Source organism: Mesorhizobium sp. YM1C-6-2 (assembly GCF_003666685.1).
In the GTDB taxonomy this organism is placed as follows: domain Bacteria; phylum Pseudomonadota; class Alphaproteobacteria; order Rhizobiales; family Rhizobiaceae; genus Mesorhizobium_K.
Map to the genome: position 1 here is coordinate 229,171 of NZ_RCIZ01000001.1, position 25,457 is coordinate 254,627.

Sequence of the window (25,457 nt, forward strand, 5' to 3'; positions counted from 1 at the left end):
GTTTTTAGAACAACGCGGCCCCTGCCGCTACCCGGTTTCTCCGTCCCTGCGACGTTCGGACCGCGCGCGGTTGGACTGGTCAAACTTCCCAAAATAACCATATTGGGGTGCAAATCGCGATCGTGTAAGATTTCGTGATGATATTGGGTTCGCGTCCGGCCCTCACCCTGCCGCGACGACCGGCTACGACGTGAAATCGGCCGACTGGGATCGGTCGGGCCGGAATGGTGGATTTATTCGGAGTAATCCGGCCCGGCCGGACATTCCAGGATTGATGAACGGAAGGCGGGCGCGTTGGCGCGATCGATCGGACCAACCGACACTTACGCGGATTTTGCGATCTCCCCCGCGGGAGATACCGCGAATGCGCGCGCCGAAGCCTTCAGCCGCGCGGAACGCCATTCGCGCCGGGTGCGCCGCCTGAAGGTGGTGCTGCCGCTGCTTGCCGTGGCGCTCGCTGCCGGCTTCGCCGGCTATTCCTTCATGTCGACGCCGGCGGCCGTTGCCATCCAGACGGAAGGCACGGCCTTTGCCGAAGGCAAGCTGGTGATGAACAGCCCCAAGCTCGAAGGCTTCACCAAGGACGGCAGGCCCTATTCGGTGAACGCCACCCGCGCCATCCAGGATTTCGACAAGCAGGACATCGTCAACCTGGACGGCATCGACGCCAAGATGCCGGTCGAGGCGGCGAACTGGGCGAGGGTCGAGGCCGTCAGCGGCGTCTACGACCGGAAGGCCAACACGCTGGACGTGCCGACCGACATCCTCGTCACCACCACCGACGGTCTGGTCGCCAAGCTGAAGTCCGCCTTTCTCGACATCAACAACGGCAGCTTGAAAAGCGCCGCACCGGTCGATATCCAGGCGCATGGGTCGCGGATAACCGCGGATTCCATGGCGGTGCTCGACAACGGCAAGCGGGTGGTTTTCGAGACGCGTGTGCGCGTGCATATTGACCCGGTTCAGATGAAGGCCGCCCAGGCGGCCAGGGGAGGCACTAATGCGTCGAACTAGGCCTTTCGCGGCGCTGGCGGCCCTCGCCGCGCTGTATCTCGGATGCGGCGCGGCCTTTGCGCAAACCGCGGTGGAGAACCGCCTGACCGGGCTGCGCCTCAACGGCAACGAGCCGATCGAGATCGAGAGCGACAAGCTCGAGGTCCGCGAAAGCGAGAACAAGGCGATCTTCACCGGCAATGTCAGCGTCACCCAGGGGCCGACGCTTCTGAAATCCGGCACGATGACCGTCTTTTACGCCAAGGATGGCGGCTCGGCGGCCACCGGCTCGTCGAACATCGAGCGGCTGGAGGTCGACGGCAAGGTCTACGTCAAGTCGGACCGCCAGGTCGCCACCGGCGACAGGGGCACGTTCGACATGAAGACCGAGGTGCTGGTGCTCTCCGGGAGCGAGGTCGTGCTGTCGGAAGGCAACAACGTGCTGCGCGGCTGTAAGCTGACCGTGCAGATGAAGTCGGGCCAGGCCCAGGTCGACGGTTGCTCGAAGGCCGGCGGTCGGGTGCAGATGAAGCTCGATCCTTCATCCAGGCAGTAATGACTGAGCAGCCTTCTTTTCTGTCGCGCCTGTTTGGCCGGCGCAAGCCTGCCGCGCCTGCCGTGAAGCGCAGCGAGATCGCTGCCTTCAAGGGGACCCTGATCGCCAAGGGCCTGACCAAGAGCTACAAGAGCCGGCGCGTGGTGAACGGCGTCTCGCTGGGCGTCAGGGCCGGCGAGGCGGTCGGGTTGCTCGGGCCGAACGGGGCCGGCAAGACCACTTGCTTCTACATGGTCACCGGGCTGGTGCCCGTCGACCACGGCACCATCGAGATCGACGGCTTCGACGTCACCTCGATGCCGATGTACCGCCGCGCCAGGCTCGGCATCGGCTATCTGCCGCAGGAATCCTCGATCTTCCGCGGCCTGACGGTCGAGCAGAACATCCGCGCGGTGCTGGAGGTTGTCGAGAAGAGCCGCAAGAAGCGCGAGCACGACCTCGACGCCCTGCTCGAGGAATTCCACATCTCGCATCTGAGGAAAGCCGCCTCGCTGTCGCTTTCGGGCGGCGAACGGCGGCGGCTCGAGATCGCCCGGGCGCTGGCCAGCCGGCCGAACTACATGCTGCTCGACGAACCCTTCGCCGGCATCGATCCGATCGCGGTCGCCGATATCCAGCAACTGGTCCGGCATCTGACCGCGCGCGGCATCGGCGTGCTCATCACCGACCACAATGTGCGTGAGACGCTCGGCCTCATCGACCGCGCCTACATCATCCACGCCGGCGAGGTGCTGACGCATGGCCAGGCGGACGAGATCGTCGCCAATCCCGACGTCAGGCGGCTCTATCTCGGCGAGAGCTTCACGCTCTGACGGATTACTCCGTCTCCTGTATTAGAGCGCCGCACCGCCTGGAAACCCGCTCCGGCGCCCTTTGACCCACGCTTTAAACGCTCCGGTAAGGCCGGCGTGTTACCCAGTCTCCCTTGACAAGCAAAAGCCGGGCCATTTCTTATGGCTGGCAGATCCGCCGATGAGGGCGAGCGGACGAGCAGGCGGGAGAACCGAGCAAGCGGGGACAGGGCGTTCGCATCATGGGACTGACGGCCAAACTTCAGTTGAGGCAGTCACAGTCGCTTGTGATGACCCCGCAGCTGATGCAGTCCATCAAGCTGCTGCAGCTCACCCATATGGAGCTCGACCGTTTCGTCGACGAGGAGATCGAGCGCAATCCCCTGCTCGACCGCGCCGAGCCGCGCGATGACGCCGTAAGCGACCAGTTGCAGAAGCATGAAGGGAGCGCGGAGACGGCATCGGAGGGCGACTGGACCGAAACCGAGCATGGCTGGACCGCAGAGGCGATGTCCGAAAAGCTCGACAGTTCGCTGGAAAACATCTTTCCCGACGATCCCGGCACCTCCGAGAGGCTTGGGCCGGATCTTGCAGCGCAATGGAAGTCGGCTGGCGGCGGCGCCGGCAGCCGCTCCGAGGCCGGTTTCGACATGGACGACATGGCGGCCGCTTCCGTCACGCTGCGCGACCATGTCGGCGAGCAGATCGCCTTCGCCTTCACCGATCCTGCGGCGCGGCTGATCGCCCGCGAACTGGCGGAGAACCTCGACGACGACGGCTACATGCGGGCCGACATCGCCGAGATCGCCGGACGGCTGGGCGCCAGCGTCGACGACATCGCCGCGGTGCTGTCCGTCTGCCAGACCTTCGAGCCGGCCGGGCTTTTCGCGCGCAACCTTGCCGAATGCCTGTCGCTGCAGCTTGCGCAGCGCGACCGGCTCGACCCGGCTATGCGGGCCATGCTCGGACATCTCGACCTTCTGGCGCGCCGCGACTTCGCTTCCCTGAAGCGCATCTGCGGCGTCGACGAGGACGACCTGCTCGACATGCTGGCGGAGATACGCGGGCTCGACCCGAACCCGGGCACGCGATTCGCCGGCGGCAACACGGATGCGATCGTGGCCGATGTCGAGGTGCGCGCGGCGGGCGACGGCAGTTGGACGGTCGAGCTCAACCCCGAGACGCTGCCGAGGGTGCTCGTCGACCACATCTATTTCGCCGAGGTCTCCCGCCGCGCCCGGAACCAGGCCGAGAAGGAATTCCTGTCCGAGTGCCTGCAGAACGCCAACTGGCTGACCAGGAGCCTGGACCAGCGGGCCAGGACCATCCTCAAGGTCGCCTCCGAGATCGTGCGCCAGCAGGACGCGTTCCTAGCGCACGGGGTGCGGCATCTCAGGCCCCTCAACCTGCGCACGGTCGCCGACGCCATCGGCATGCACGAATCGACGGTCAGCCGGGTGACCGCAAATAAATATATGCTGACCCCGCGCGGCGTGTTCGAGCTGCGCTATTTCTTCACCGCTTCGATCGCCGCCTCCGGCGGTGGCGAGGCGCATTCCTCCGAGGCGGTTCGCGACCGCATCCGGGAGATGATCGACGGCGAGAAGCCGGCCGACGTGCTGTCGGACGACGCCATTGTGGATATGTTGAGGAAAAGCGGCGTCGACATCGCCCGCCGGACCGTAGCCAAGTATCGGGAAAGCATGAGCATTCCGTCGTCGGTGCAGCGCCGGCGCGAGAAGCGGGCGAAGGCCACGGCCGGACGCTGAGAATTGCCCGAAAAGATCGCTTTCCGCAGCTTCATTGACATTCTCTAATGAAGTGACTAGAAGCCCGCCCGCATGGAACGAGCCATAGGCCCGGCCGTTTAAGTACCGTCTGGAGACGGCGTGTGATCAACCGGAAAAGTTCGGACTACAAATCGGCCTAGGCCGCTGCGAAGCTTGTGCCTGTCGGCAACGGGTATAAACTCCCGCCATCCAGAGTCTGAACAGGGAAGGTCCATAAAAAAATGAGCCTGCGGATATCGGGAAAGCATATGGAGATCGGCGACGCGTTCCGGTCTCGCATCGAAGACCGGATCGGGGAGACAATCGAAAAATATTTCGACGGCGGATTCTCCGGCCATGTGACGGTCGAGAAATCGGGCCCGCGTTTCTCGGCCGACTGCGTCATCTTCCTCGATACCGGCATGGGCCTGCAGGCGGCTGGCCAGGCCTACGACCCCCAGGCGGCCTTCGAGGCGGCTTCCGACCGCATCGAGACCAGGCTGCGCCGCTACAAGCGCAAGCTGCGCTCCTATGACGGCGCCGGCAACGGCCGCGACGAGGACATCGCCTACCGCGTGATGGCCCCCGCGGCGGAGGAGGACGAGGAGGTGCCGGAGGACTACGCCCCGGCGGTCGTCGCCGAATCCACCGTGTCGCTGAAGACCATGTCGGTCGCCCGCGCCATCATCGAGCTCGACACCAAGGACAGCCCGGTCTTCGTGTTCCGCAATGCCGGCAACGACCAGGTCAACATCGTCTACCGCCGGGCCGACGGCAATATCGGCTGGATCGACCCGTCCACCGCCATGACAGCCTAGAGACAAACAGCGTCGCCCGGCCCGCCCGCGAAAAGCAGCGGGGTGGAGCAAGGGCGGAGCACAAGGAATTATTGGAATGGATCTCAGCGATCTTATCGATGTGCCGGCAATCATGCCGGGGCTCAAGGCCAACTCGAAGAAACAGCTGCTGCAGCTGCTGGCGGAGCGGGCCGCATCGATCACCGGCATCCCCGAGCGCGAAATCTTCGACACCGTCCTGCAGCGCGAGCGGCTGGGCTCCACCGGGGTCGGCAACGGCATCGCCATCCCGCATGGCAAGCTGGCCGGGGTGAAGCACATCACCGGCGTTTTCGCGCGGCTGGAGACGCCGGTCGATTTCGAGGCGCTGGACGACGAGCCGGTGGACCTGGTCTTCCTGCTGCTCGCCCCGGAGGGGGCCGGCGCGGACCATCTCAAGGCGCTGTCCAAGATCGCTCGCGTGCTGCGCGACAGCGATACGGTCGCCAAGGTGCGCGGCACCAGCGACGCCGCCGCCATTCACACGCTTTTGTCCGACACGCAGGGCTCGAAGGCCGCCTGAGCGGCAATCAAATCCCCGTTAAGAAAAGGGCGGCTCAAGGCCGCCCTTTTCTTTGAATTCAGTGGATGCTGACGGGAACGAGCTCGTTCTCGAAGGCGCCCGCGATGGCGCGCTCGCGCGCGTCGGCAAGCAGGATCGGCTGGCCGTTGGCCGCGAACAGGGCCCATAGCTTGGTGTCACCGGGAATCTCGGGAAGGCCGGGGAATTTCCCCTTCAACTCCTCACCGTCCATCTCGCGCAGATAGGCGACATGACCCTCGCCGAGATGGGCGAGATCGGCCTGGGTGATGGTAGAGGTTTCGTTTCTAGTCATGCGAGCCTCCTGATTGCGGGGCGTCCCATCGGACCAACCCGCCTTAGAGCCAAAAGTTCCGGTTCATCGCCGGGGGCATTTCGGGGCGGGACAGGGAGTCAGTCTTTCACCGAAATGTTTATTTTCCGTACCAGCCTTTCGGGCTCGGGACGGTCGAGATCGATCGCGAGCAGACCGTTCTTGAGTTCGGCTGCCGTCACGCGCATGCCGTCGGCAAGCACGAAACAGCGCTGAAACTGCCTGGCGGCGATGCCGCGATGCAGATATTCCCGTTCCGTCTCGTCGGTCTGGCGACCGCGCACCAGGAGCTGGTTCTCTTCCGTGGTGACCTCGAGATCGTTCTCCGCGAAACCGGCGACGGCAAGCGTGATGCGCAGCCTTTCGGCGGCGCCGTCGGCGCCGCGAAGACGCTCGATATTGTAGGGCGGATAGGAATCGCCGGTCTTCGCCAGACGCTCCAGCGTCTTTTCCATGGCGTCGAACCCGAGCAGAAGCGGGCTCGAAAACGGCGTCATACGGCTCATGTAACAGCGTCCTCTACGAGCGACATATTGGGGAAAAACCCGAATGGCATTTCTCCCGCTGGTGCTGATATGGTCCGCGCCGCGTTCGAGTTCAAGAGTTGCAGCGTGCTGCACGTCCAAGGAAAAGAGATGCCCGAAACCAGGAAGATCATCATCGACACCGACCCCGGCCAGGACGACGCGGTCGCCATACTTCTGGCCCTCGCCAGCCCAGAACTCGATGTATTGGGAATTACGGCGGTCGCCGGCAACGTGCCGCTCGCCCTGACCGAGAAGAACGCGCGCAAGATCTGCGAACTGGCCGGAAAACCTGGGATAAAGGTGTTCGCCGGCGCCGTGCGGCCGATGGTGCGGCATCTGGTGACAGCCGAGAACGTGCACGGCAAGACCGGTCTCGACGGCCCGGAACTACCGGAGCCGGAAATGCCGCTGCAAAAGCAGCATGCGGTCGATTTCATCGTCGAGACGCTGATGCGCGAGGAGCCCGGCTCCGTCACGCTGTGCCCGCTCGGGCCGCTGACCAACATTGCGCTGGCCATGGTGCGCGAGCCGAGGATCGTGCCGCGCATCCGCGAGATCGTGCTGATGGGCGGCGGCTTCTTCGAGGGCGGCAACGTGACGCCGGCCGCCGAGTTCAACATCTATGTCGACCCGCATGCGGCCGATGTCGTGCTGAAGTCCGGCATCCCTGTCGTCATGGTGCCGCTCGACGTCACTCACAAGGCGCTGACGTCGGCGAAGCGCGTGGCCGCCTTCCGCGAACTCGGCACCAGGCCCGGCCTCGCGATCGCCGAGATGCTCGAGTTCTTCGAGCGCTTCGACGAGAGCAAGTACGGCACCGACGGCGGGCCGCTGCACGATCCCTGCGTCATCGCCTATCTGCTCCAGCCCGAGCTGTTTTCCGGCCGCTACATCAACGTGACGGTCGAGACCGCGTCCGAGCTGACGATGGGCATGACCGTCGCCGACTGGTGGGGCGTCACCGGGCGCGAGAAGAACGTCACCTACCTGCGCGATGTCGACCACGAACAGTTCTTCCGGCTGCTGGTCGAGCGGATCGGCAGGCTGTAGGCGTATTCTCAGCCCTTTCGGGGTTGGTTGCGGTTGTCGGAAACAGGGGAAGGCGATGCGCACGACGAAGACGATCCATGTGGTGAGCTGCCATGCCGGCGGCGAGGTCGGCGACGTCATCGTCGGAGGCTTGGCGCCGCCGCCCGGCGACACGCTCTGGGAGCAGAGCCGCTTCATCGCCAGCGACCAGTCGCTGCGCCGCTTCATGCTCAACGAGCCGCGCGGCGGCGTCTTCCGCCATGTGAATCTGCTCGTCCCGCCCAAGAATCCGAAAGCCGCGATGGGCTTCATCATCATGGAGCCGGAGGACACGCCGCCGATGTCGGGTTCGAACTCGATCTGCGTGTCGACCGTGCTCCTCGACAGCGGCATCGTGCCGATGACGGAGCCGGAGACCCGCCTGACGCTGGAGGCGCCGGGCGGGCTGGTCGAGGTGGTGGCCGAATGCCGGAACGGCAAGGCCGAGCGCATCACAGTCGCCAACGTCCCGTCCTTCGCCGACAGGCTGGACGCCAGGCTCGAAGTGGCGGGGCTGGGCACGCTAACCGTCGACACCGCCTATGGCGGCGACAGTTTTGTCATTGTCGATGCCGAGAAGCTCGGCTTCTCGCTGGTCGAGGGCGAGGCGCGCGAGCTTGCCGAAACCGGCATGAAGATCACCGCCGCCGCCAACGAGCAGCTCGGTTTCTCCCATCCCGAGAATGCCGGCTGGGATCACATCTCCTTCTGCGCCTTCGCCGGGCCGATCTTCGAGGAGAACGGCGAACGCCTGTCGCGCTCGGCGGTCGCCATCCGGCCGGGCAAGATCGACCGTTCGCCGACCGGCACGGCGGTTTCGGCGCGCATGGCGGTGATGGCCGCGCGTGGCCAGCTCAAGGTCGGCGAAGGCATCACGCTGGTCTCCATCATAGGTTCGCGTTTCGTCGGCAGGATCTTGCGCGACGCCACGGTCGCCGGCCGTCCGGCGATCGTCCCGTCCATTTCCGGCCAGGCATGGATCACCGGCACGCATCAGCACATGCTCGACCCCGACGACCCCTGGCCTGAGGGATACCGCCTCACCGACACCTGGCCGGCGCTGCGCTAGAATATCTCGTGAACCTTTCCTTTCGGCGCTGCGACTGACGCACAGGCCGCAATGGTGCGGCTCGTTGGAAAGGAAAGGTCCATGGCCAGACACACACCGTGCAGGCCAACGGAATCGACCGGACCCCGCCGCATCCAGGACGATAAGCCTGGTGCGCCGGATGCCGAAGCGATTCCGTTGACCCTGCGTAAGACCCGGCCTACTATTTTCGGCAGGAGGGACTCCGAACAGATTTTTGCGGGGGAAAGTGCCGGAATTGCGCGCTTTGCTTCTTGCGCGCGTCTCCGGGCGGCTTCTCCCAATGACAGCGGGAGGAGTAGCATCATGCCACGCAGACGCGGCGGACTGCGTTTTCTTGCTTGCGACCCGATATCCCCAGCCCGGCAGGCCGGCCTTCGCGAGAAGCTTGCGGCAGGCAGCGCGCTGATCGTGCTTGCGCTCGGCGCGAGCCTTGCCGCGTCGCCTGCGCGCGCGCAGGAAGGCCAGATCATCAATCCCGGCGCCATGGCCGTCACCGGTTTCTCCGGCACGGTCATCCCCGGCATCGAGGAAGGGCTGCCGCCCGGCGTCGACCCGGTCGACGAGACTTTCATCGATACGGAACGCGCGACCCTGCGCGTCTTCGACGTTTCGGCGCTCGGCGGTTCGCCGTCCGGCCAGCTCGTCTATACGCCGCAGCCATTCGAGGTGCTGGCCGGCCAGATCGGCCAGGTTTTCGCCCTCACCTATGACGACGGTGTCCGTGACGGCACGCCGTCGGGCGTCCCGAACCTCTATGCCGGCGCGACCTCGCTGCACGGCATCCGCATCGTGACCCCGGATGCCGACGCTGACGGGCGACCCGAGCGCGAGCGGCGCGGTAAGGCCGGCGCCACCTTCATGGAAGGCCAGTTCGCCGAGGAGAACGGCGGCTCGCCCGGCGCGATCTGGAAGATCGACGGCCTGACCGGCGCCGTCAGCCTGTTCACCACCATCGAGGGCAACAGCGGGCCGGGCATCGGCGACGTCAGCTTCGACAAGGCCCACCGCCAGTTCTTCGCCTCCGACCTCGACAGCGGGCTGATCCACCGCATCGACGCCAGCGGCGCGGTGATCGACAGCTTCGATCACGGCGTTGCCGGCCGTCCGGCGCGCGGTCTCGCCGCCGTCGCCGACGACGGCGCGGTGATGGATATCCAGGGCGCTGCCTTCGACAGCGAGGACCCCGGCACATGGGGCTTCACCCAGGACGAGCGCCGCGTCTGGGGCGTCGCCGTGCATGGCGGCCGCGTCTATTACGCGGTCGGCGACAAGGCCGAGATCTGGTCCGTGGGCATTTCGCAGGACGGCAACTTCGGCGGCGATCCGCGCTGGGAGCTGACGGTCGAGGCGGAGGAGGACCTTCCGGTCACCGACATCGCCTTCGACAACAGAGGCTTCCTGTATCTCGCCCAGCGCGGCGAGATCGAGAACCGCTATGACTATTCGCAGTTCGCCGATTCCGGCGACGGCGAGGTGCTGCGCTACTGGCGCGAGAGCCCGGACGATCCGGCGACGGAATCGATCTGGGTGCCGGCGCCACAGGAATACGCCATAGGATTCCCCGAGGGGCATCGCCAGTCGGCCGGCGGCATCGACCTGCAATATGGCTATGACAGCCAGGGCAACTTCAATCGCAACGCCTGTTCCGACACGCTGGTCGCGACCGGCGACAGGCTGCGCGACAATCCTGCGCTGGCCGAACAGCTTGGCGCCGGCGGCCCACTCGCGGTCCACGGCGTGCAGATCAATTCGACGGCGCTGGTGAGGCCCAAGAACGAGCCGCCCTTCGGCTCCTGGTTCGTCGACTTCGACGGCTTCTTCGAGGACCCCGAGGTCGAGGGCCATGTCGGCGACGTGGAGGTCTGGCGTCCCTGCGAGGGCCGCGCCGGCTACTATGAGCAGATCCCCTATCCCGGCGACTATCCGGACCCGTACTGGCCGCCGGAATTTCCGCCTCCGGGCACTTATCCACCCTGCATCGACGTCGATGCGGTCGAGTACTACTGCACCCCGGCCGGGCTCGAGGCCGATATCTATGTCCGTGACGTTGCGGGCATCGGCGGCGATTCAGTCAAGGCCGATTCCAGGACGCCGGGCGTATTCGTTTCCCCGCTTCAGCAGACCCAGGTTCCGGGCGCTCCATTCACCATCGGAATGAGCGGTTTCTTCCCGGGCGAGAGGGTCGATGTCGGCCTCTGCTTCTACAGGCAGTCCGACGCCGATGCGGGCGGCTACTATCCTTGCTGCAAGGTGGTGGTCCCGCTCGATACGCCCCCAGTCAGCTGCGAACCGTGAGGGAGGATGAGATGAACGCTCTTCACCATTCCCCGCTCGGCGTCAGCACCAACCCAACGTTCATGGAGACGATCATGCAACCCCTGTCATTCGCCAGGCGCTCGGCGCGCTGGCTGATGGCGGCCGGGCTCGCGCTCGCCGCCATGCAAGCGCCTGCCCTGGCGCAGCCGACGGACGAAGCCGGCGTCGGTGATCCCGGCCCGACCGTCCACCCAGAGCCCGGCGAGGCTCCGCCCTTCTTCGAGAAGATCGGCGAGCAGGTAAACTGCGACTATGTCCGCTACCGGCTGCGCTTCGGCGCCAAGGGCGATCCGGCGAAGTTCCTCGATCCGGAGTTCATCGCCGAGATGCAGGACGTCAGGATAGATATCCGCGACACCCTGCCGGCCGGCTTGGAGATCGTCGACGTCGGTATTTCCGGCGACGGCACCGACGCCACCGGCTTGCTGAAGCCCATCGCCACGGTCTCGACCACGACCAATCCCAACGACACGGTCAAGCTCGAGGACATCCGCCTGTCGACCAGCGACCTCGACGGCTCGGGCGAAATCGATCGCCGCTACATCGACGTCTTCATCACGGCAAAGATCGACCATGCGGCCTTCCCGGCGCCGGCGGTCGTCGCCAACCAGGCCTTCGCCACGATTACCCGCGTCGAAGGCATCGTCGTCGAGGTTCCCTCGCACGATCCCGCGCTGCCTGACGACGGCGACATCTCGACCGGCGAGCCGACCGAGATTTCGATCGACGTCACCCGCTGCGAGCCTCCGCCTCCGCCGCCCCCTCCGGGCGACGAGGCCTGCTTCGAGGTGGATCGCGGCGAGGTCGACTGCGTGCCCGGTGGCGGCGCCTTCATCTACCACATGCCGGTCGGCCCCGAGCTCGGCGGCAAGTGGGTGCAGCTCCGCACCACCACGCCCGGCGTGATCGTCGCGCCGCTGTCACAGCTCGCCCCGATAGGCGGCGGCGTCCTCAACTGGACCATCACCGGCGCTCTGCCCGGCGATGTCGTGCACCTCATCGTCTCCGGCATCGAGACCTATGCCGGGCCGGAAGAGGGCGTCGGCCTCTGCTGCTCGCAGGTGATCGACATCGTCATCCCGGAGGATATCGAATGCCCGCCCGACGAGGGCGAGCCGGACATCAAGGTCGAGAAGCGGGCCGACGACGCGCGCTGCACGCCGGAAGGTCCCTGCGACTTCACCATCCGCGTCACCAATGTCGGCGACGAGCCCTACAATGGCCCGATCGTGCTCGAGGAGGTGACCGGCCCCGGCGCCGCGCCCGTCGTCTCGGGACCGAACGCGCCCTGGGCCTGTCCGCCGATGGTCAGCCCGATGGTCTGCACGCATCCGGCGACCACGCTGGACCCCGGCGAATGGGTCGAGCTGAAGCTCGGCTTCGCGCCCGGCCCCGGCTGGAACTCAGACGCGATCCGCAACTGCGCCGAGTACGACTACACGGCGAGCGGCTTCCCGGATGTCTTCGGCTCGACCGCCGACGACAAGGCCTGCGCTTCGATCCCGATCTGCCGTCGCGGCGATCCGAGATGCGATCCGCCGGTCGAGAAGAAGGCTGACCTGCGCATCACCAAGGATCCGCGTTCGCTGGTCTGCAGTCCCGATGGCGTCTGCACCTTCAACATCCGGGTGTTCAACAACGGCACCGACAACTATGTCGGCCCGCTGACCGTCGTCGACGAGTATCCTACCGGCGTACCTGCCTCGTCGACCTTCGCGCCTATCCCGCCATGGGCCTGCGGGCCGATCGGCGGCGGCCAGTTCCAGTGCGACCATCCCGGCGTCGCCCTGGTGCCCGGCGCCTTCGTCTCGCTCAGCGTAAGGGCGGTCGTCGGCGAGGACTATGGCGATCTCATCCGCAACTGCGCGGAGGTGAAGGCCATAGCGGACGAGACCGACCTGACCAACAACCGGGACTGCGCCGAAATGCGCGTTCCCGGACGTGACCCCGGCCAGCCGGCGTTGCGCATCCTCAAGACCTGCGAGCAGGATACGGCTCCGGGGGCCGCGGTGTCGTGCCGCATCACCGTCGTCAATGCCGGCAATGCGGCGCCCAACGGCCCGGTTCGCGTCAACGACGCAGCCGAAGTCATCGGTTCCGGCGCGCCGGTCCAGATCCTCACCGTCACGCCGGACGGCGCGGAATGGGCCTGCGGTCCGGTGCCGGCAAATGCGCTGGCATGCCAGATCCCCGGCGCGCTCATGACATCAGGAACCAGCCGTCACTTCGACGTGACGGTCCAGGCTCCGACCCATGCCCGCTTCGAGAACTGCGCGCGCGGCAACTGGGGCCCGGCTCCCGGCAACGACATCGTCTATCCGTTCGGCGAAGCCTGTGCCGAGGGCGGCAACGTGCCGCCTCCGATCAACGTCGAGAAGACGGGCGACAAGGACTGCCGCGTCGGCGAGCCCTGCACCTTCGAGATCACGATCACCAATGGCGGCACGGCGCCCTTCTCCGGGCCGGTCCGCATCGGTGACGCGATCGGCGTCGATGGCACCAGGCTGGAAGGCGTGGAGATCACCGAGATCTCGCCGCCCTTCGGCTGCTCGCCCGAACCGGCCGCGCTTCCCATGTCCTGCGTCGCGACGCTGACGCTCGGACCCGGCGAATCGCGTGTCCACCAGGTGACCGTGGTCATCCCGGAGGGCGGGCCGCTCGCCAATATCCGCGAGCCGCTGTCGGCCGAGAACTGCGTCGGCGTGGTGCCGCCGGACACGCCGGTCGCCGCTGCCGAGCGGATGATGTCGACGGCGCCGCAAACCACCGGCCAACCCGGGACGCAGCCCTATGCCTGCCACGCCTTCACCATAGCCGACCAGGTGCGGGAGTGCTCGCCGGGCTTCGTCATGAACGATGCGGGCCGCTGCGTCTGCCCGGAGGGCACCACCTTCCGCAATGGGCAGTGCAGGCCGGTGGGCGGCGAGCCGCCTCCGTTGCCACCGCCTCCTCCGCCCCCGCCGGTGGAAGAGTGCCGACTGCTGCCGGGCCAGATCCGCACCGAAAGCGGACGCTGTGTCTGTCCGCGCGGAACGGAGCTCCGGAACGGCCGTTGCGTCAAGGACGAGCCTCCGGTGGTCGAGTGCCGGCTGCTGCCTGGCCAGATCAGGCTGAAGGACGGGCGTTGCGCCTGCCCGCGCGGTACCAGCTTGGTGCGCGGCGAGTGCCGCAAGGATCCGCCGCCGCAGTGCAAGCTGCTGCCGGGTCAGATCCGCACCCAGGACGGGCGTTGCGTCTGCCCGCGTGGCACCAGCCTTGTCAGGGGCCAGTGCCGCAAGGACGCACCGCCGCAGTGCAAGCTGCTGCCGGGCCAGATTCGCACCCAGGACGGTCGCTGCGTCTGTCCGCGCGGAACCAGCCTGGTGCGTGGCAAATGCGTCGAGCGGGTGCGCGAATGTCCGCGCGGCACGGTGCTGCGCAACGGCCGCTGCGTGGTCGTCGAGCCGGAGCGTTGCCCGCGCGGCACGGTCGGCACGCCGCCCAACTGCCGCAAGCTGCGCATCAGCCCGGACCTGCAGCGGCTGATCGATCCGACCCAGAAGCAGCGGCAGCAGGTCCAGTAGGACGGTCGCCCTGAACAAAAAAGCCCCGCCGGTTCGCCGGCGGGGCTTTTGCTTTCGAACAATGTTTGAGCGTCGGCGCCGTTCGCGGAAAACTTGCGATGGCTCAGGCCTGAAAGACCCGCTCGCCGCCGATCCAGACGCCTGATACGTCGAGCTTCTCCGACAGCGCGACGATGTCGGCCGCCGCGCCCCTGGTGAAGCTGCCCAGCCGATCCGTCTTGCCGATCGCCTGCGCGGGATAGAGCGAGGCCATGCGCAGCGCCTCGCCGAGGTCGAGGCCGATCGTGCGGTGCATGAAGCGAACCGCCGAGATCATGTCGAGATCTGCGCCGGCCAGCGTTCCGTCCTCCAGCGTCAGCCGGCCGTCCTTCCGATAGATGGTGCGGCCGTTCAGCTCGAATGTGGTCATGTCGGTGCCGATCGTCGCCATGGCGTCGGTGACCAGGCAGATGCGGCCGGGCCCCGCCTTGGCCCGCACGGCGTTTGCGATGTTCGCCGGATGCACATGGACGCCGTCGGCGATCAGCCCCGCATGGATGGTGCCGATGGCGAGTGCGGCGCCCACCATGCCCGGCTCGCGGTTGCCGATCTGGCTCATCGCGTTGAAAAGATGCGTCACCTTGGTGGCGCCGGCCTCGGCATAGGCGCGCGCCGTCGCATAGGTCGCATCGGTGTGGCCGAGACTGACGACGATGCCGGCCCCTGCCAGTGCGGCGACCTGCTGCGGCGTCACCGATTCCGGCGCGACGGTGGTCAGCAGTGTCGGCAGTTCCTTCTTCGCCGCCATCAGCAACGCAAGGTCCATGTCCGTCATCGGCCGGATCAGCCTGGGGTCATGCGCCCCCTTTCGCGCGATGGAGAGGTGCGGCCCTTCCAGATGCAGGCCGGCAAAGCCCGGCACTTTGCTGCGCGCAGCCGCGATTCCGGCCGCGACCACGGCAGCGGTCACATCTGGCATGTCGGTGATCAGCGTCGGCAGGAGCGCTGTGGTGCCGAAGGGCGCATGCGCCCGGCAGATCGTCTCGATGCCCTCTACATCATGATGGTCGTTGAGCATGACGCCGCCGCCGCCATTGACCTGCAGGTCGACGAAGCCGGGCGCCAGCATGTCGCCAGCTTCGACAATGTCCGCACCGGCGGGAATTTCGTGTCGGGCAACGATCCCTTCCACCGCGCCGCCGCGAACGACCAGCGCGGCGTCCTCGTGCCAGGACTCGCCATCGAAGATGCGTCTGGCGGAAAGGGCCAGCATATCGCTCATATCGTCTCCGTCACCTTGCGCAGGTTCGGCGGCTGGTCCGGGTTCAGCCCGCGATGCCGCGCGAAGGCCTCGACGAAGGCGTAGAACGACACGATCAGCGTCAGCGGGTCGGTGATCGGATGGCCGGTCGCTGCGTGCGGCAGCTTCGTCGCCTTTTCAGCCAGCGCCGATGTGACGAACACCGATGCGCCCTTGCCCGACATCAGGTCGGCGGTCTGCGCCATCGACGGCTCGGAGGCGTCGCGCGCGGCGAGCGCCACGACAGGGAAGCCCGGTCCGACCAATGCCAGCGGCCCGTGCATCACCTCGGCCGCGCTGTAGGCCTCGGCGTGCATGGCGCATGTCTCCTTGAATTTTAGCGCCGCCTCGTTGGCGATCGCCACCGAAGGCCCGCGGCCGAGGATGAACAGCGAGTTCTCACCGGTCAGGGCGGAGGCGATCGGCATCCAGTCGCAGTCGATCGCCTTGCTGAAATGCTCGGGCAGGCGGCGCAACGCCGCGAGCAGGTCGTCGTCGCCCGTCCAGTGCGCCATGAGCAGCAGCCCGGCCACCGCCGAGTTGACGAAGCTCTTCGTCGCCGCGACGCTTTTCTCGACGCCGGCCAATATGTCGATCGAATGGTCCGACGCCAGCGCCAGCGGCGAGCCGGCCGTGTTGTTGATGGCGATGGTGAGCGCGCCGCCGGCGCGCGCCGCCTCGGCCATGGCGACGATGTCTGGGCTCTTGCCCGACTGCGAAATGGTCAGGCAGGCCGCGTTGGCAAGTTTCAGCCTGGCGCCGTAGATCGATGCGATGGAAGGACCGAGCGACGCCACCGGCACGCCGGCGGTGATCTCGATGGCGTATTTCAGGAAGGAGGCGGCATGGTCCGATGAGCCGCGCGCGACCGTGGCGACGACCGGCGGCGAAAGCTCGCGCAACTGCCGTCCTGCGGCGGCCAGCGCCCCGTCCGATGCGTCGAGCAGCCTTGCTGCGGCTTCCGGTATCTCGGCGATTTCCCGCCGCATATGGGTTTCGGTCACGTCTTGCTCTGTCCTTCGTCGGTCTTGTCGCCGAGCCTCAGCTCGACGACGAAGTCATAGGCGTCGCCCCGATAGACGGAGCGGGTGAACTCGATGACCTTGCCGCTGGCAAGGTAGGAGATGCGTTCGATGTTGAGGCTGGCCGAGCCCGGCGCGGCGCCCAGCAGCGCGGCCTCCGCCTCGTTCAAATTCTTCGCCGAAAGGCGCTGTATCGCGCGCACCGGGCGATGACCGGTCTTGTCCAGCGCTGCATAGAGCGATTCGCCGATCATGCCCGGATCGGGCAGGATCGTCGCGGCGAGCGAAGCCCGCTCTATGGCGAGCGGGGTGTCGTCGGCGACGCGCAGGCGCGCCACCCGCGCCACCTGCTCGCTGGGCGACAGGCCGAGCGTCATCATCTCCTCGGGTGAGGGCGGATAGAGTCCGCGGTCGAGCCATTGCGAGCGCACCTTCATGCCGCGCCGCGCCATGTCCTCGGTGAAGGAGGTGAGCCTCGACAGCGGCTGCTCCACCCTGGAGACGCGCGGCGCCACGAAGGTGCCCGAGCCGTGCCGCTGTATCAGTATGCCGCCGCGCACCAGATCCTGCACCGCCTTGCGCACGGTGACCCGCGACACGTCGGCCTTGACCGCTATGTCGCGCTCGGAAGGCAGCGCGTCGCCCGGCCCGATGACGCCGGCGTTCACCGCTTCCTCGATGCTCCTCCTGAGCTGCAGGTAGAGCGGCGCGCCCTTCTGCGGCGCGTCGCGCACTGCCTGGAAGATCCGTTCGGCGGCGTCAGCCACGTGCCGCCTCCGTTTTGCCGAACATGCGAGCGGCCATCGCCACCGCGCCGCCCAGCGCGTCGCGCAGCGGCTCCTTCAGCATCGCCCTGTAGGGAGCGGAAAGCCGCGGCGCGTAGAGCGGCGCCAGCCCGCCGAGCAGGCAGAGCGGCGCCTTGCCGTCGAGGTCGAGCGCGGCGAGCGACGCCTCGATCGCCGCGACCGCGCGCGCAACGATCGCCTCCGCCGCGATGTCGCCCCTGGCGGCGAAGTCGAAGACTTTCGGCGCAAAACCGCCATAGTCGCCGGGTTTCGCGTTGATGGTGAACTCGACGACGTCCTCCGGATTGTTGCGGAAGACGGCGAGGATTTCCTTCGTCAGCGGCGAGGCGGGCCTGATCCCGTCATGCGCGAGCAGCGTCTCTTCGAGCAGCTCGCGGCCGATGCGGCTGCCGCCGCCCTGATCGCCGACCTGGAAGCCCCAGCCGCCGATCGCCCGCGCCGCGCCGCCCTTGCGCACCATATAGGCCGTGCCGGTGCCGAGGATCGCCATTGCGCCGTCGCCCTCGCCCACGGCGCCCTCAAGCGCGATCAGCGCATCGGTCTCGACGCGGCTTTCCGCGAAGGGCAGGATCGTCGCGAGCTGCTGGGCGTAGGTGCCGACATTGCTGCCGGCGAGGCCGAGCACGGCAAACGCCTCGGGGATCAGCGCCGGGTCCTTGCCGGCATCGGCGAAGGCCTGCCTGGCGGCGTCCACGATGTTTTCGCGCGCGCCGGTGAGATCCGTGCGGATGTTGGCCGGGCCGCTTTTGCCGCGCCCGATTATGTCGCCCGAGGCGGTCGCGAGCGCCGCCCTGCAACTGGTTCCGCCGCCGTCGATGCCAAGCATGAAAGCCACGTCGATCCTCCTTAAGTGGATGATACCAATAAAATACCAATAGCCAAGCATTAAATTACGTTGCAAAATGCTTAAGATGCATCTTATTGATTATGCTATCTTTTCACGAAGTCAGCAAAACGACGAGATTCAAATCGTTAACGGCGCTGGACAAGTGGTATTTTTTTGGTATTGTCGATGAAGGAGGTACCGCAATGGCGCAGAAGCGCACGGAGGCATTGCATGAACATGCCGTGGGGCTGGACGAGCAGCCCTCCGCGGCCATTCTCCGTTTTCTTGCCGACGCGCAGGTCGAGGCCGCCAAAGCCGTCGGCGACGCCATTTCCCAGATAGAGGACGCCGCCACGGTCGTCGCCGAAACGCTCGCCTCGGGCGGCTGTCTCGCCTATGCGGCGGCCGGCAGCTCCGGCCTGATGGCGCTGGCCGATGCGCTCGAACTTCCCGGCACCTACGGCATACCGCGCGAACGCATAGTCATCCTCTTCGCCGGCGGCGCGGCCGCCCTGCAGGACATGGCCGGCGCGCCCGAGGACGACGCGGCTGAGGCCGCGCGCGAGGTGGCCGACGCCGGCCTCGGCAAGGGCGACTGCCTGATCGCGGTCTCGGCCAGCGGCTCGACGCCTTATGCCGTCGGCGCGCTGGAGGCGGCGTCGGCGCGCGGCGCCAGAACCATCGCCATCGCCAACAATGCCGGCTCGCCGCTGCTTGGCCTTGCCGACACCTCCATCCTGCTTGCCACGCCGCCCGAGGTGATCGCCGGCTCGACCCGCATGGGCGCCGGCACCGCGCAGAAGATCGCGCTCAACATGCTCTCCACGCTGTCGGCGATCCATCTCGGCCATGTGCACGACGGCTACATGGTCAATCTCTTCGCCGACAACATCAAGCTGCGCGGCCGCGCCGCGCGCATCGTCGCCGCGGTCGCCGGCTGCGACGAACGGGCGGCGCTTCAAGCGCTTGAGAAGACGGGCGGCCAGGTCAAGCCGGCCATCCTTTTGGCCGCCGGCGCGGCCGACGTGAAAGCTGCCGAAGAACTGCTCGACACGAACGGACGCAGGCTGCGCCCGGCGCTGTCGAAGCTCGGAGCTCTAGAGGGGAGCGGGCGCTAGGATCAGCCGATCGCCCGCAACCATCAGAAGGAACCTGGAACGGGTCAAACAGGGAGACTGTGAAATGACACGCACGACGCTTACCGCTCTGCTCCTCGGCACGAGCATTCTGGGAACGGCCGGTTCGGCTTTCGCCCAGGACAAGACGATCACCATCGAGAGCTGGCGCAACGACGACCTGCCGATCTGGCAGGAGAAGCTGATCCCGGCCTTTGAGGCGAAGAACCCCGGCATTAAGGTCGTGTTCGCGCCTTCCGCGCCGACCGAATACAACGCAGCGCTCAACGCCAAGCTCGACGCCGGTTCGGCGGGCGACCTCATCACCTGCCGTCCGTTCGACGCCTCGCTCGAGCTCTTCAACAAGGGCCAGCTCGCCAGCCTGAACGACCTGCCCGGCATGGAGAACTTCTCCGACGTCGCCAAGTCGGCGTGGCAGACCGACGACGGCGCGACGACCTTCTGCGTGCCGATGGCCTCAGTCATCCACGGCTTCATCTACAACAAGGACGCCTTCGACCAGCTCGGCATCGCCGTGCCGGCCACCGAGGCCGAGTTCTTCGCCGCCCTCGACAAGATCAAGGAAGACGGCACCTACATCCCGATGGCGATGGGCACCAAAGACCTCTGGGAAGCCGCGACCATGGGCTACCAGAACATCGGCCCGAACTACTGGAAGGGCGAGGAAGGCCGCCTGGCGCTGCTCAAGGGCGAGCAGAAGCTGACCGACCCGCAGTGGGTCGAGCCCTTCGCCGCGCTCGCCAAGTGGAAGCCCTATCTCGGCGACGGCTTCGAGGCGCAGTCCTATCCGGACAGCCAGAACCTCTTCACGCTCGGCCGCGCCGCCATCTTCCCGGCCGGCTCGTGGGAGATCTCGGTGTTCAACCCGCAGGCGCAGTTCAAGATGGGCGCCTTCCCGCCGCCGGTGAAGAATGCCGGCGACACCTGCTACATCTCCGACCACAACGACATCGGCATCGGCCTGAACGCCAAGAGCGCCAATGCGGATGCGGCCAAGACCTTCCTGACCTGGGTCGCCTCGCCGGAGTTCGCCACCATCTACGCCAACGCGCTGCCGGGCTTCTTCAGCCTGTCCAACACGCCGGTGCAGATGGAGGACCCGCTGGCGCAGGAGTTCGTGTCCTGGCGCGAGAAGTGCAAGTCGACGATCCGCTCGACCTACCAGATCCTGTCGCGCGGCACCCCGAACCTCGAGAACGAGACCTGGGTCAAGTCGGCCAACGTGATCAATGGCACCGAGACGCCGGAAGCCGCCGCGGCCGAGCTGCAGAAGGGCCTCGACAGCTGGTTCAAGCCGGCTAAGTAAGCTCGAGCAGGAATCCGGGCCGCGCGGCGATGCGCGGCCCGGATTTTCATATAGACTGGAGCCTGTCCTGCAGGGGCCGCACAGACCGGACGGGGAGATCATGGCCGGCGAATTTGCGCAGCAGAAAAAGCCGATCCGCTGGCATATCGCGGTTTTCCTCGCGCCGGCGGTGCTCGTCTACACGGCGGTGATGATCATCCCGCTGTTCGGCACGCTGCAGCTCTCGCTCTTCAACGCGGAGAACCAGCAGCGCTTCTTCGTCGGCCTCGACAATTTCCGAAAACTGTTCGGCGACCCGCGCTGGTCGGCCTCGTTCTGGAACGCGCTCTGGAACAACACCTGGTTCTTTATCATCCACATGCTGGTGCAGAACCCGATCGGCATCGGCCTCGCCGCGCTGCTGTCCAGCCCGAAGCTGCGCTTCTCGGCCTTCTACCGCACCGCGATCTTCATCCCGACGATCCTCTCCTTCGTCATCGTCGGCTTCGCCTGGAAGCTCATCCTGTCGCCGCTGTGGGGCGTCGCGCCCAACCTGCTCGACCTCGTCGGCCTGAAGAGCCTGTTCACGCCCTGGCTCGGCAAGGAGGAATACGCACTCACCACGCTCGGCCTGATCTCGGTGTGGCAGTTCGTCGGCATCCCGATGATGCTGATCTATGCTGCGCTGCTCTCCATCCCCGACGAGGTGATCGAGGCCGCCGAGATGGACGGCATCACCGGCATGGCGCAGTTCTGGAAGATCAAGCTGCCGCTGATCCTGCCTTCGATCGGCATCATCTCGATCCTCACCTTCGTCGGCAACTTCAACGCCTTCGACCTGATCTATTCGGCGCAAGGGGCGCTCGCCGGGCCGAACTACTCGACCGACATCCTCGGCACCTTCCTCTACCGCACCTTCTTCGGTTTCCAGCTGCAGACCGGCGACCCGTATATGGGCTCGGCCATCGCCTCGATGATGTTCCTCATCATCCTGACCGGCGTCTGCATCTATCTCTTCACCATCCAGACTCGCCTGCGTCGGTATCAGTTCTGAGGGGGATGGTATGAGCCGCGCAACCGCCTCGCTTCCCCGCACCGTCGGCGCGCATGCCGCGCTGCTCGCCTACACGGCGATCGCGCTGTTTCCGGTCGTCGTCATCGTCATCAACTCGTTCAAGTCGCGAAACGCCATCTTCCGCACGCCGCTCTCGCCGCCGACATCAGAGACCTTCGACCTGATCGGCTACACGATGGTGCTCAACCAGGGCGACTTCTTCCTCTATTTCCAGAACAGCCTGATCGTCACCGTCGCCTCGCTCTTCCTTGTGCTGCTGTTCGGCGCGATGGCGGCCTTCGCGCTTTCGGAATACCGCTTCCGCGGCAACACGCTGATGGGTCTCTACCTGGCGCTCGGCATCATGATCCCGATCAGGCTCGGCACCGTCGCCATCCTGCAATTGATGGTGGCGAGCGGTCTGGTCAACACGCTGACCGCGCTCGTGCTCGTCTACACCGCGCAGGGATTGCCGCTCGCGGTCTTCATCCTTTCGGAATTCATGAAGCAGGTGTCGGACGATCTGAAGAATGCCGGCCGCATCGACGGCCTCTCGGAATACCGCATCTTCTTCCGCCTCGTCCTGCCGCTGGTCCGGCCCTCGATGGCCACCGTCGCGGTCTTCACCATGATCCCGATCTGGAACGACCTCTGGTTCCCGCTGATCCTGGCGCCGTCGGAGGCGACGAAGACGATCACGCTCGGGGCGCAGCTCTTCATCGGGCAGTATGTCACCAACTGGAACGCGGTGCTGGCGGCGCTGTCGCTCGCCATTCTGCCGGTGCTCGTCCTCTATCTCATCTTCTCGCGGCAGCTGATCCGCGGCATCACCTCGGGAGCGGTGAAGTGATCGCCATTTCCTACAACGAGCGGAGGCCGGTTTGGGCTCGCTGACCATCGACAAAGTGAAAAAAAGCTTCGGCAGGGTCGACGTGCTGAAGGGCATCGACCTCGCGGTGAACGACGGCGAGTTCGTTGTCTTCGTCGGCCCGTCGGGCTGCGGCAAGTCCACGCTGCTCAGGATCATCGCCGGGCTGGAGGATTCGACGTCCGGCCGCGTGCTGATCGACGGTGCCGACGTCACCGTGACCCCGCCGGCCAATCGCGGCATCGCCATGGTGTTCCAGACCTATGCGCTCTATCCGCACCTCACCGTCCGCAGCAATATGAGCCTCGGACTGAAGCAGATCGGCACGCCGGCGGCCGAGATCGACCGCCGCGTGACGGCAGCTTCGACGATGCTGTCGCTCGAACCCTATCTCGAGCGCCGGCCGGCGGAATTGTCGGGCGGCCAGCGCCAGCGCGTCGCCATCGGCCGCGCCGTGGTGCGCGAGCCGAAACTCTTCCTGTTCGACGAGCCGCTCTCCAATCTCGACGCCGCGCTGCGCGTGAACACGCGGCTCGAGATCGCGCAGCTCCACCGCCGCCTGAAGGCGACCATGATCTACGTCACCCACGACCAGGTCGAGGCGATGACGCTGGCCGACAAGATCGTGGTTCTGAACGCCGGCCGCATCGAGCAGGTCGGCGCGCCGATGGATCTCTACAACAAGCCGGCCAACGAATTCGTCGCCGGCTTCATCGGCTCGCCCCGGATGAACTTCATCGATGCCGCGAAGCTCGGCGAGGGGCAGGCGAAGACGATAGGCGTGCGGCCTGAGCATCTGACCGTCGACACCGGTTCCGGCGCCTGGAAGGGTACCGTCGTCCATGCGGAGCATCTCGGCGCCGACACCAACCTCTATGTCGAGACGGAGAAGGCCGGGCTTCTCACTGTCAGGATATTCGGCGTCTACGGTGCCGAGGCCGGTTCGACGCTCTACGTCACCCCGGATCCGCAGCGAACCTACCGCTTCGATGCGGATGGCAAGGCACTGGCTTGAACGCAGGCCTCGTTCGTCGCATCGTTCCGGTTGCATGACGCGAGGACGAGCATGGACGAGGCTGAGATCGCCGGCATAGCGGACTGGGTCGTCCGGCGTGGACTGTCCGGCGACGACGAGGTCGCGTTGCTGCACGGCTTCTGCGAGCGCTGTGTCGGCGCCGGCCTGGCGATTTCACGCGGCATAGCAATCATCGACACCCTGCACCCGGTCTATGAGGGCCGCGTCTTCTACTGGAGCGGCGACAAGCCGCTGGAGACGGTGATGTCGCAATACGAGCCGACGACCGGCGGCCAGGAAACGGCGACCTGGCTGAGCAGCCCGTTCTATCACTTGCTGCAGAGCCGCGAGGGCGAGATGCGCCGGCGGCTCCATCTCGGCGAAACGGCGGTCTTTCCTGTGCTGGAGGAATTGCGGCAGGAAGGCCAGACCGACTGGCTCGCCTTGGTGCAGCATTTCGACAAGGAAGCGGCGATCGGCGAGATGGACTGCTTCATGTCGCGCTGGACGACGACGCGGGAAGGCGGCTTTTCGGATGCCGAGATAGCGGCCCTGAGGCGTCTCGTTCCGATGCTCGGGCTCGCCATCAAGTCGGTGTCGCTCACCCGTGTCGCGCAGTCGCTGGTGGAGGCCTATCTCGGCCGCGATGCGGGCCGGCGCGTGCTGAAAGGACTGGTCACGCGCGGTGCTGTCGAAAGGCTGAACGCCGTCGTCTGGTTCTCCGACATGCAGGGCTATACGTCGCTGTCGGAACGCATTTCCTCCGACGAACTCATCCCGCTGCTGAACGATTATGCCGAGGTCGCGATCATGGCCGTCCACGGCGCCGGCGGCGACGTGCTGAAGCTGATGGCCGACGGCGTGCTGGCGATCTTCACCGCCGACGATCCGGCCGAGGCCTGCGCGGCGGCGCTCGCCGCCGAAGCCGGCCTGCGGCTCAAGCTCGCCTCGCTCAACGAGCGCCGCACGGCCGCCGGCCAGCCGGTGTCGTCCATCTATCTCGGGCTACACATCGGCGACGTCTTCTACGGCAACATCGGCAGCAAGGAGCGGCTCGACTTCACCGTCGTCGGCCAGGCCGTCAACGAGGCGAGCCGCATCGCCTCGATGTGCCGCTCGGCCGATCGCGATGTGCTTTTCTCTTCGGACTTCAGGGCCTCGTTGCCCGAGGCGGAGCGGGATAGGCTGGTGTCGGTGGGACGTTACGCGCTTCGCGGCGTCAGCCGCCCGCAGGAATTGTTCACGCTCGATCCGGAGGCGGCGGAAATCCTGTAGAGCAGGGTGCGGGCTCCATGGCCTTGTCATGCCGCCAGCAAAAAAAGTCTGTTCCATGCCTTCAAAACAAAGGAGCGCCTGCCGTGGACACCTGTCCCGTTCCAACTCCGGAAGAAGCCAGATATGCCGCAATCCTGTCGCGCGCCGAAGATGTGATGCACGACGAGATCGCAAAAGCCATTGCCAGGGCTTTCGAGACGGCGGCGTCCGAACTTGGCGCCATAGGTTTGGCACAAGACATGCCCGCGCCACCTGAAGACTACTTCGTCGCGGTCGCGCACCAGGGCCTGTTCTGCGATCTATGCGGCGCGGAAAGAGCCACCCTTGAAGGCGGTGACGTGTCCGTCGCCACAGCCATCATCAACAACTATCAGGGCCTGAAGGATTCCTGGGCGCAGGCCGGGCAGTGACACTCCGGCGGTCGGAGAATGGCCTGGCGCCGCCATCTTGGCCTGGAGCAGCCCGCAAGGTGAGGGTGTCGGCGCTGCCCTGAAACATGAAGCCGCCGGTCATGACCGGCGGCTTCGT

Annotated in this window: 23 protein-coding genes; 17 read left to right on the forward strand and 6 right to left on the reverse strand. The window is 66.1% G+C overall.

Annotated features, from left to right (window positions below; genetic code table 11):
• Nucleotides 1-294: 294 nt before the first annotated feature.
• The 6 genes from lptC to ptsN all read left to right on the forward strand — a co-directional run bounded on the left by lptC (nucleotide 295) and on the right by ptsN (nucleotide 5,468).
• Entirely contained in the window at nucleotides 295-1,014 is a 720-nt protein-coding gene (gene lptC, locus D8676_RS01140) for an LPS export ABC transporter periplasmic protein LptC (protein WP_121578999.1), read from the forward strand.
• A complete protein-coding gene (locus D8676_RS01145) occupies nucleotides 1,001-1,549 on the forward strand; it encodes an LptA/OstA family protein (protein ID WP_121579000.1) in 549 nt (182 codons plus the stop codon). Before lptC ends, D8676_RS01145 begins: the two co-directional genes overlap by 14 nt.
• Nucleotides 1,549-2,361 (forward strand): LPS export ABC transporter ATP-binding protein, encoded by an 813-nt coding sequence (lptB, locus tag D8676_RS01150; protein WP_121579001.1) that lies wholly within the window; start codon nucleotides 1,549-1,551, stop codon nucleotides 2,359-2,361. Before D8676_RS01145 ends, lptB begins: the two co-directional genes overlap by 1 nt.
• 221 nt (nucleotides 2,362-2,582) lie before the next feature.
• The gene (gene rpoN, locus D8676_RS01155; RefSeq protein ID WP_121579002.1) at nucleotides 2,583-4,109 is read left to right on the forward strand and encodes an RNA polymerase factor sigma-54; all 1,527 of its coding nucleotides are present in this window, start codon (nucleotides 2,583-2,585) and stop codon (nucleotides 4,107-4,109) included.
• A gap of 242 nt (nucleotides 4,110-4,351) precedes the next feature.
• Nucleotides 4,352-4,927: a ribosome-associated translation inhibitor RaiA gene (raiA, locus tag D8676_RS01160; RefSeq protein WP_121579003.1), complete on the forward strand. Its 576-nt coding sequence runs from the start codon at nucleotides 4,352-4,354 to the stop codon at nucleotides 4,925-4,927.
• Between the two features lie 76 nt (nucleotides 4,928-5,003).
• Entirely contained in the window at nucleotides 5,004-5,468 is a 465-nt protein-coding gene (gene ptsN, locus D8676_RS01165; protein WP_121579004.1) for a PTS IIA-like nitrogen regulatory protein PtsN, read from the forward strand.
• Nucleotides 5,469-5,526: 58 nt separating this feature from the next.
• Here the strand turns inward: ptsN and D8676_RS01170 are convergent, their stop codons facing one another.
• Nucleotides 5,527-5,781 carry a DUF1150 family protein gene (locus tag D8676_RS01170; RefSeq protein WP_121579005.1) on the reverse strand — a complete coding sequence of 85 codons (255 nt, stop codon included), beginning with the start codon at nucleotides 5,779-5,781 and terminating at the stop codon, nucleotides 5,527-5,529.
• 98 nt (nucleotides 5,782-5,879) lie between these two features.
• Nucleotides 5,880-6,305, reverse strand: a complete 426-nt coding sequence (locus D8676_RS01175; RefSeq protein ID WP_121579006.1) for an Hsp20 family protein — start codon at nucleotides 6,303-6,305, stop codon at nucleotides 5,880-5,882.
• Between the two features lie 129 nt (nucleotides 6,306-6,434).
• Here D8676_RS01175 and D8676_RS01180 point away from each other — a divergent pair, with 129 nt between their 5' ends.
• The 4 genes from D8676_RS01180 to D8676_RS01195 all read left to right on the forward strand — a co-directional run bounded on the left by D8676_RS01180 (nucleotide 6,435) and on the right by D8676_RS01195 (nucleotide 14,363).
• The gene (locus D8676_RS01180) at nucleotides 6,435-7,376 is read left to right on the forward strand and encodes a nucleoside hydrolase (protein WP_121579697.1); all 942 of its coding nucleotides are present in this window, start codon (nucleotides 6,435-6,437) and stop codon (nucleotides 7,374-7,376) included.
• Nucleotides 7,377-7,431: 55 nt separating this feature from the next.
• Entirely contained in the window at nucleotides 7,432-8,463 is a 1,032-nt protein-coding gene (locus tag D8676_RS01185; protein ID WP_121579007.1) for a proline racemase family protein, read from the forward strand.
• 324 nt (nucleotides 8,464-8,787) lie between these two features.
• Nucleotides 8,788-10,779 carry a hypothetical protein gene (locus tag D8676_RS01190; protein WP_121579008.1) on the forward strand — a complete coding sequence of 664 codons (1,992 nt, stop codon included), beginning with the start codon at nucleotides 8,788-8,790 and terminating at the stop codon, nucleotides 10,777-10,779.
• 11 nt (nucleotides 10,780-10,790) lie between these two features.
• Nucleotides 10,791-14,363 carry an EB domain-containing protein gene (locus D8676_RS01195; protein ID WP_121579009.1) on the forward strand — a complete coding sequence of 1,191 codons (3,573 nt, stop codon included), beginning with the start codon at nucleotides 10,791-10,793 and terminating at the stop codon, nucleotides 14,361-14,363.
• A gap of 103 nt (nucleotides 14,364-14,466) precedes the next feature.
• Here D8676_RS01195 and nagA read toward each other — a convergent pair whose 3' ends face one another.
• The 4 genes from nagA to D8676_RS01215 are packed head-to-tail and all read right to left on the reverse strand — an operon-like array spanning nucleotide 14,467 to nucleotide 18,305.
• Nucleotides 14,467-15,624, reverse strand: a complete 1,158-nt coding sequence (gene nagA, locus D8676_RS01200) for an N-acetylglucosamine-6-phosphate deacetylase (protein WP_121579010.1) — start codon at nucleotides 15,622-15,624, stop codon at nucleotides 14,467-14,469.
• A complete protein-coding gene (locus D8676_RS01205; RefSeq protein ID WP_121579011.1) occupies nucleotides 15,621-16,631 on the reverse strand; it encodes an SIS domain-containing protein in 1,011 nt (336 codons plus the stop codon). Before D8676_RS01205 ends, nagA begins: the two co-directional genes overlap by 4 nt.
• An 11-nt stretch (nucleotides 16,632-16,642) precedes the next feature.
• Nucleotides 16,643-17,431, reverse strand: a complete 789-nt coding sequence (locus tag D8676_RS01210) for a GntR family transcriptional regulator (protein WP_121579012.1) — start codon at nucleotides 17,429-17,431, stop codon at nucleotides 16,643-16,645.
• Nucleotides 17,424-18,305, reverse strand: coding sequence for an N-acetylglucosamine kinase (locus D8676_RS01215; RefSeq protein ID WP_121579013.1), 882 nt, complete (start codon nucleotides 18,303-18,305; stop codon nucleotides 17,424-17,426). The genes D8676_RS01210 and D8676_RS01215 overlap by 8 nt, the downstream gene beginning before the upstream one ends.
• A gap of 194 nt (nucleotides 18,306-18,499) precedes the next feature.
• Between D8676_RS01215 and D8676_RS01220 the strand changes: the two genes are divergently transcribed.
• The 7 genes from D8676_RS01220 (at nucleotide 18,500) to D8676_RS01250 (ending at nucleotide 25,339) form a co-directional block, all read left to right on the forward strand.
• Nucleotides 18,500-19,414 carry an N-acetylmuramic acid 6-phosphate etherase gene (locus D8676_RS01220; RefSeq protein WP_121579014.1) on the forward strand — a complete coding sequence of 305 codons (915 nt, stop codon included), beginning with the start codon at nucleotides 18,500-18,502 and terminating at the stop codon, nucleotides 19,412-19,414.
• Between the two features lie 64 nt (nucleotides 19,415-19,478).
• Nucleotides 19,479-20,738 (forward strand): ABC transporter substrate-binding protein, encoded by a 1,260-nt coding sequence (locus tag D8676_RS01225; protein WP_121579015.1) that lies wholly within the window; start codon nucleotides 19,479-19,481, stop codon nucleotides 20,736-20,738.
• Between the two features lie 100 nt (nucleotides 20,739-20,838).
• Nucleotides 20,839-21,771 (forward strand): sugar ABC transporter permease, encoded by a 933-nt coding sequence (locus D8676_RS01230; protein WP_121579016.1) that lies wholly within the window; start codon nucleotides 20,839-20,841, stop codon nucleotides 21,769-21,771.
• Between the two features lie 10 nt (nucleotides 21,772-21,781).
• A complete protein-coding gene (locus tag D8676_RS01235) occupies nucleotides 21,782-22,621 on the forward strand; it encodes a carbohydrate ABC transporter permease (protein ID WP_121579017.1) in 840 nt (279 codons plus the stop codon).
• A gap of 31 nt (nucleotides 22,622-22,652) precedes the next feature.
• Entirely contained in the window at nucleotides 22,653-23,654 is a 1,002-nt protein-coding gene (locus tag D8676_RS01240; protein WP_121579018.1) for an ATP-binding cassette domain-containing protein, read from the forward strand.
• A 51-nt stretch (nucleotides 23,655-23,705) separates the two neighbouring features.
• Entirely contained in the window at nucleotides 23,706-24,929 is a 1,224-nt protein-coding gene (locus D8676_RS01245; RefSeq protein WP_121579019.1) for an adenylate/guanylate cyclase domain-containing protein, read from the forward strand.
• Between the two features lie 155 nt (nucleotides 24,930-25,084).
• A complete protein-coding gene (locus D8676_RS01250) occupies nucleotides 25,085-25,339 on the forward strand; it encodes a hypothetical protein (RefSeq protein WP_121579020.1) in 255 nt (84 codons plus the stop codon).
• Nucleotides 25,340-25,457 lie beyond the last annotated feature (118 nt).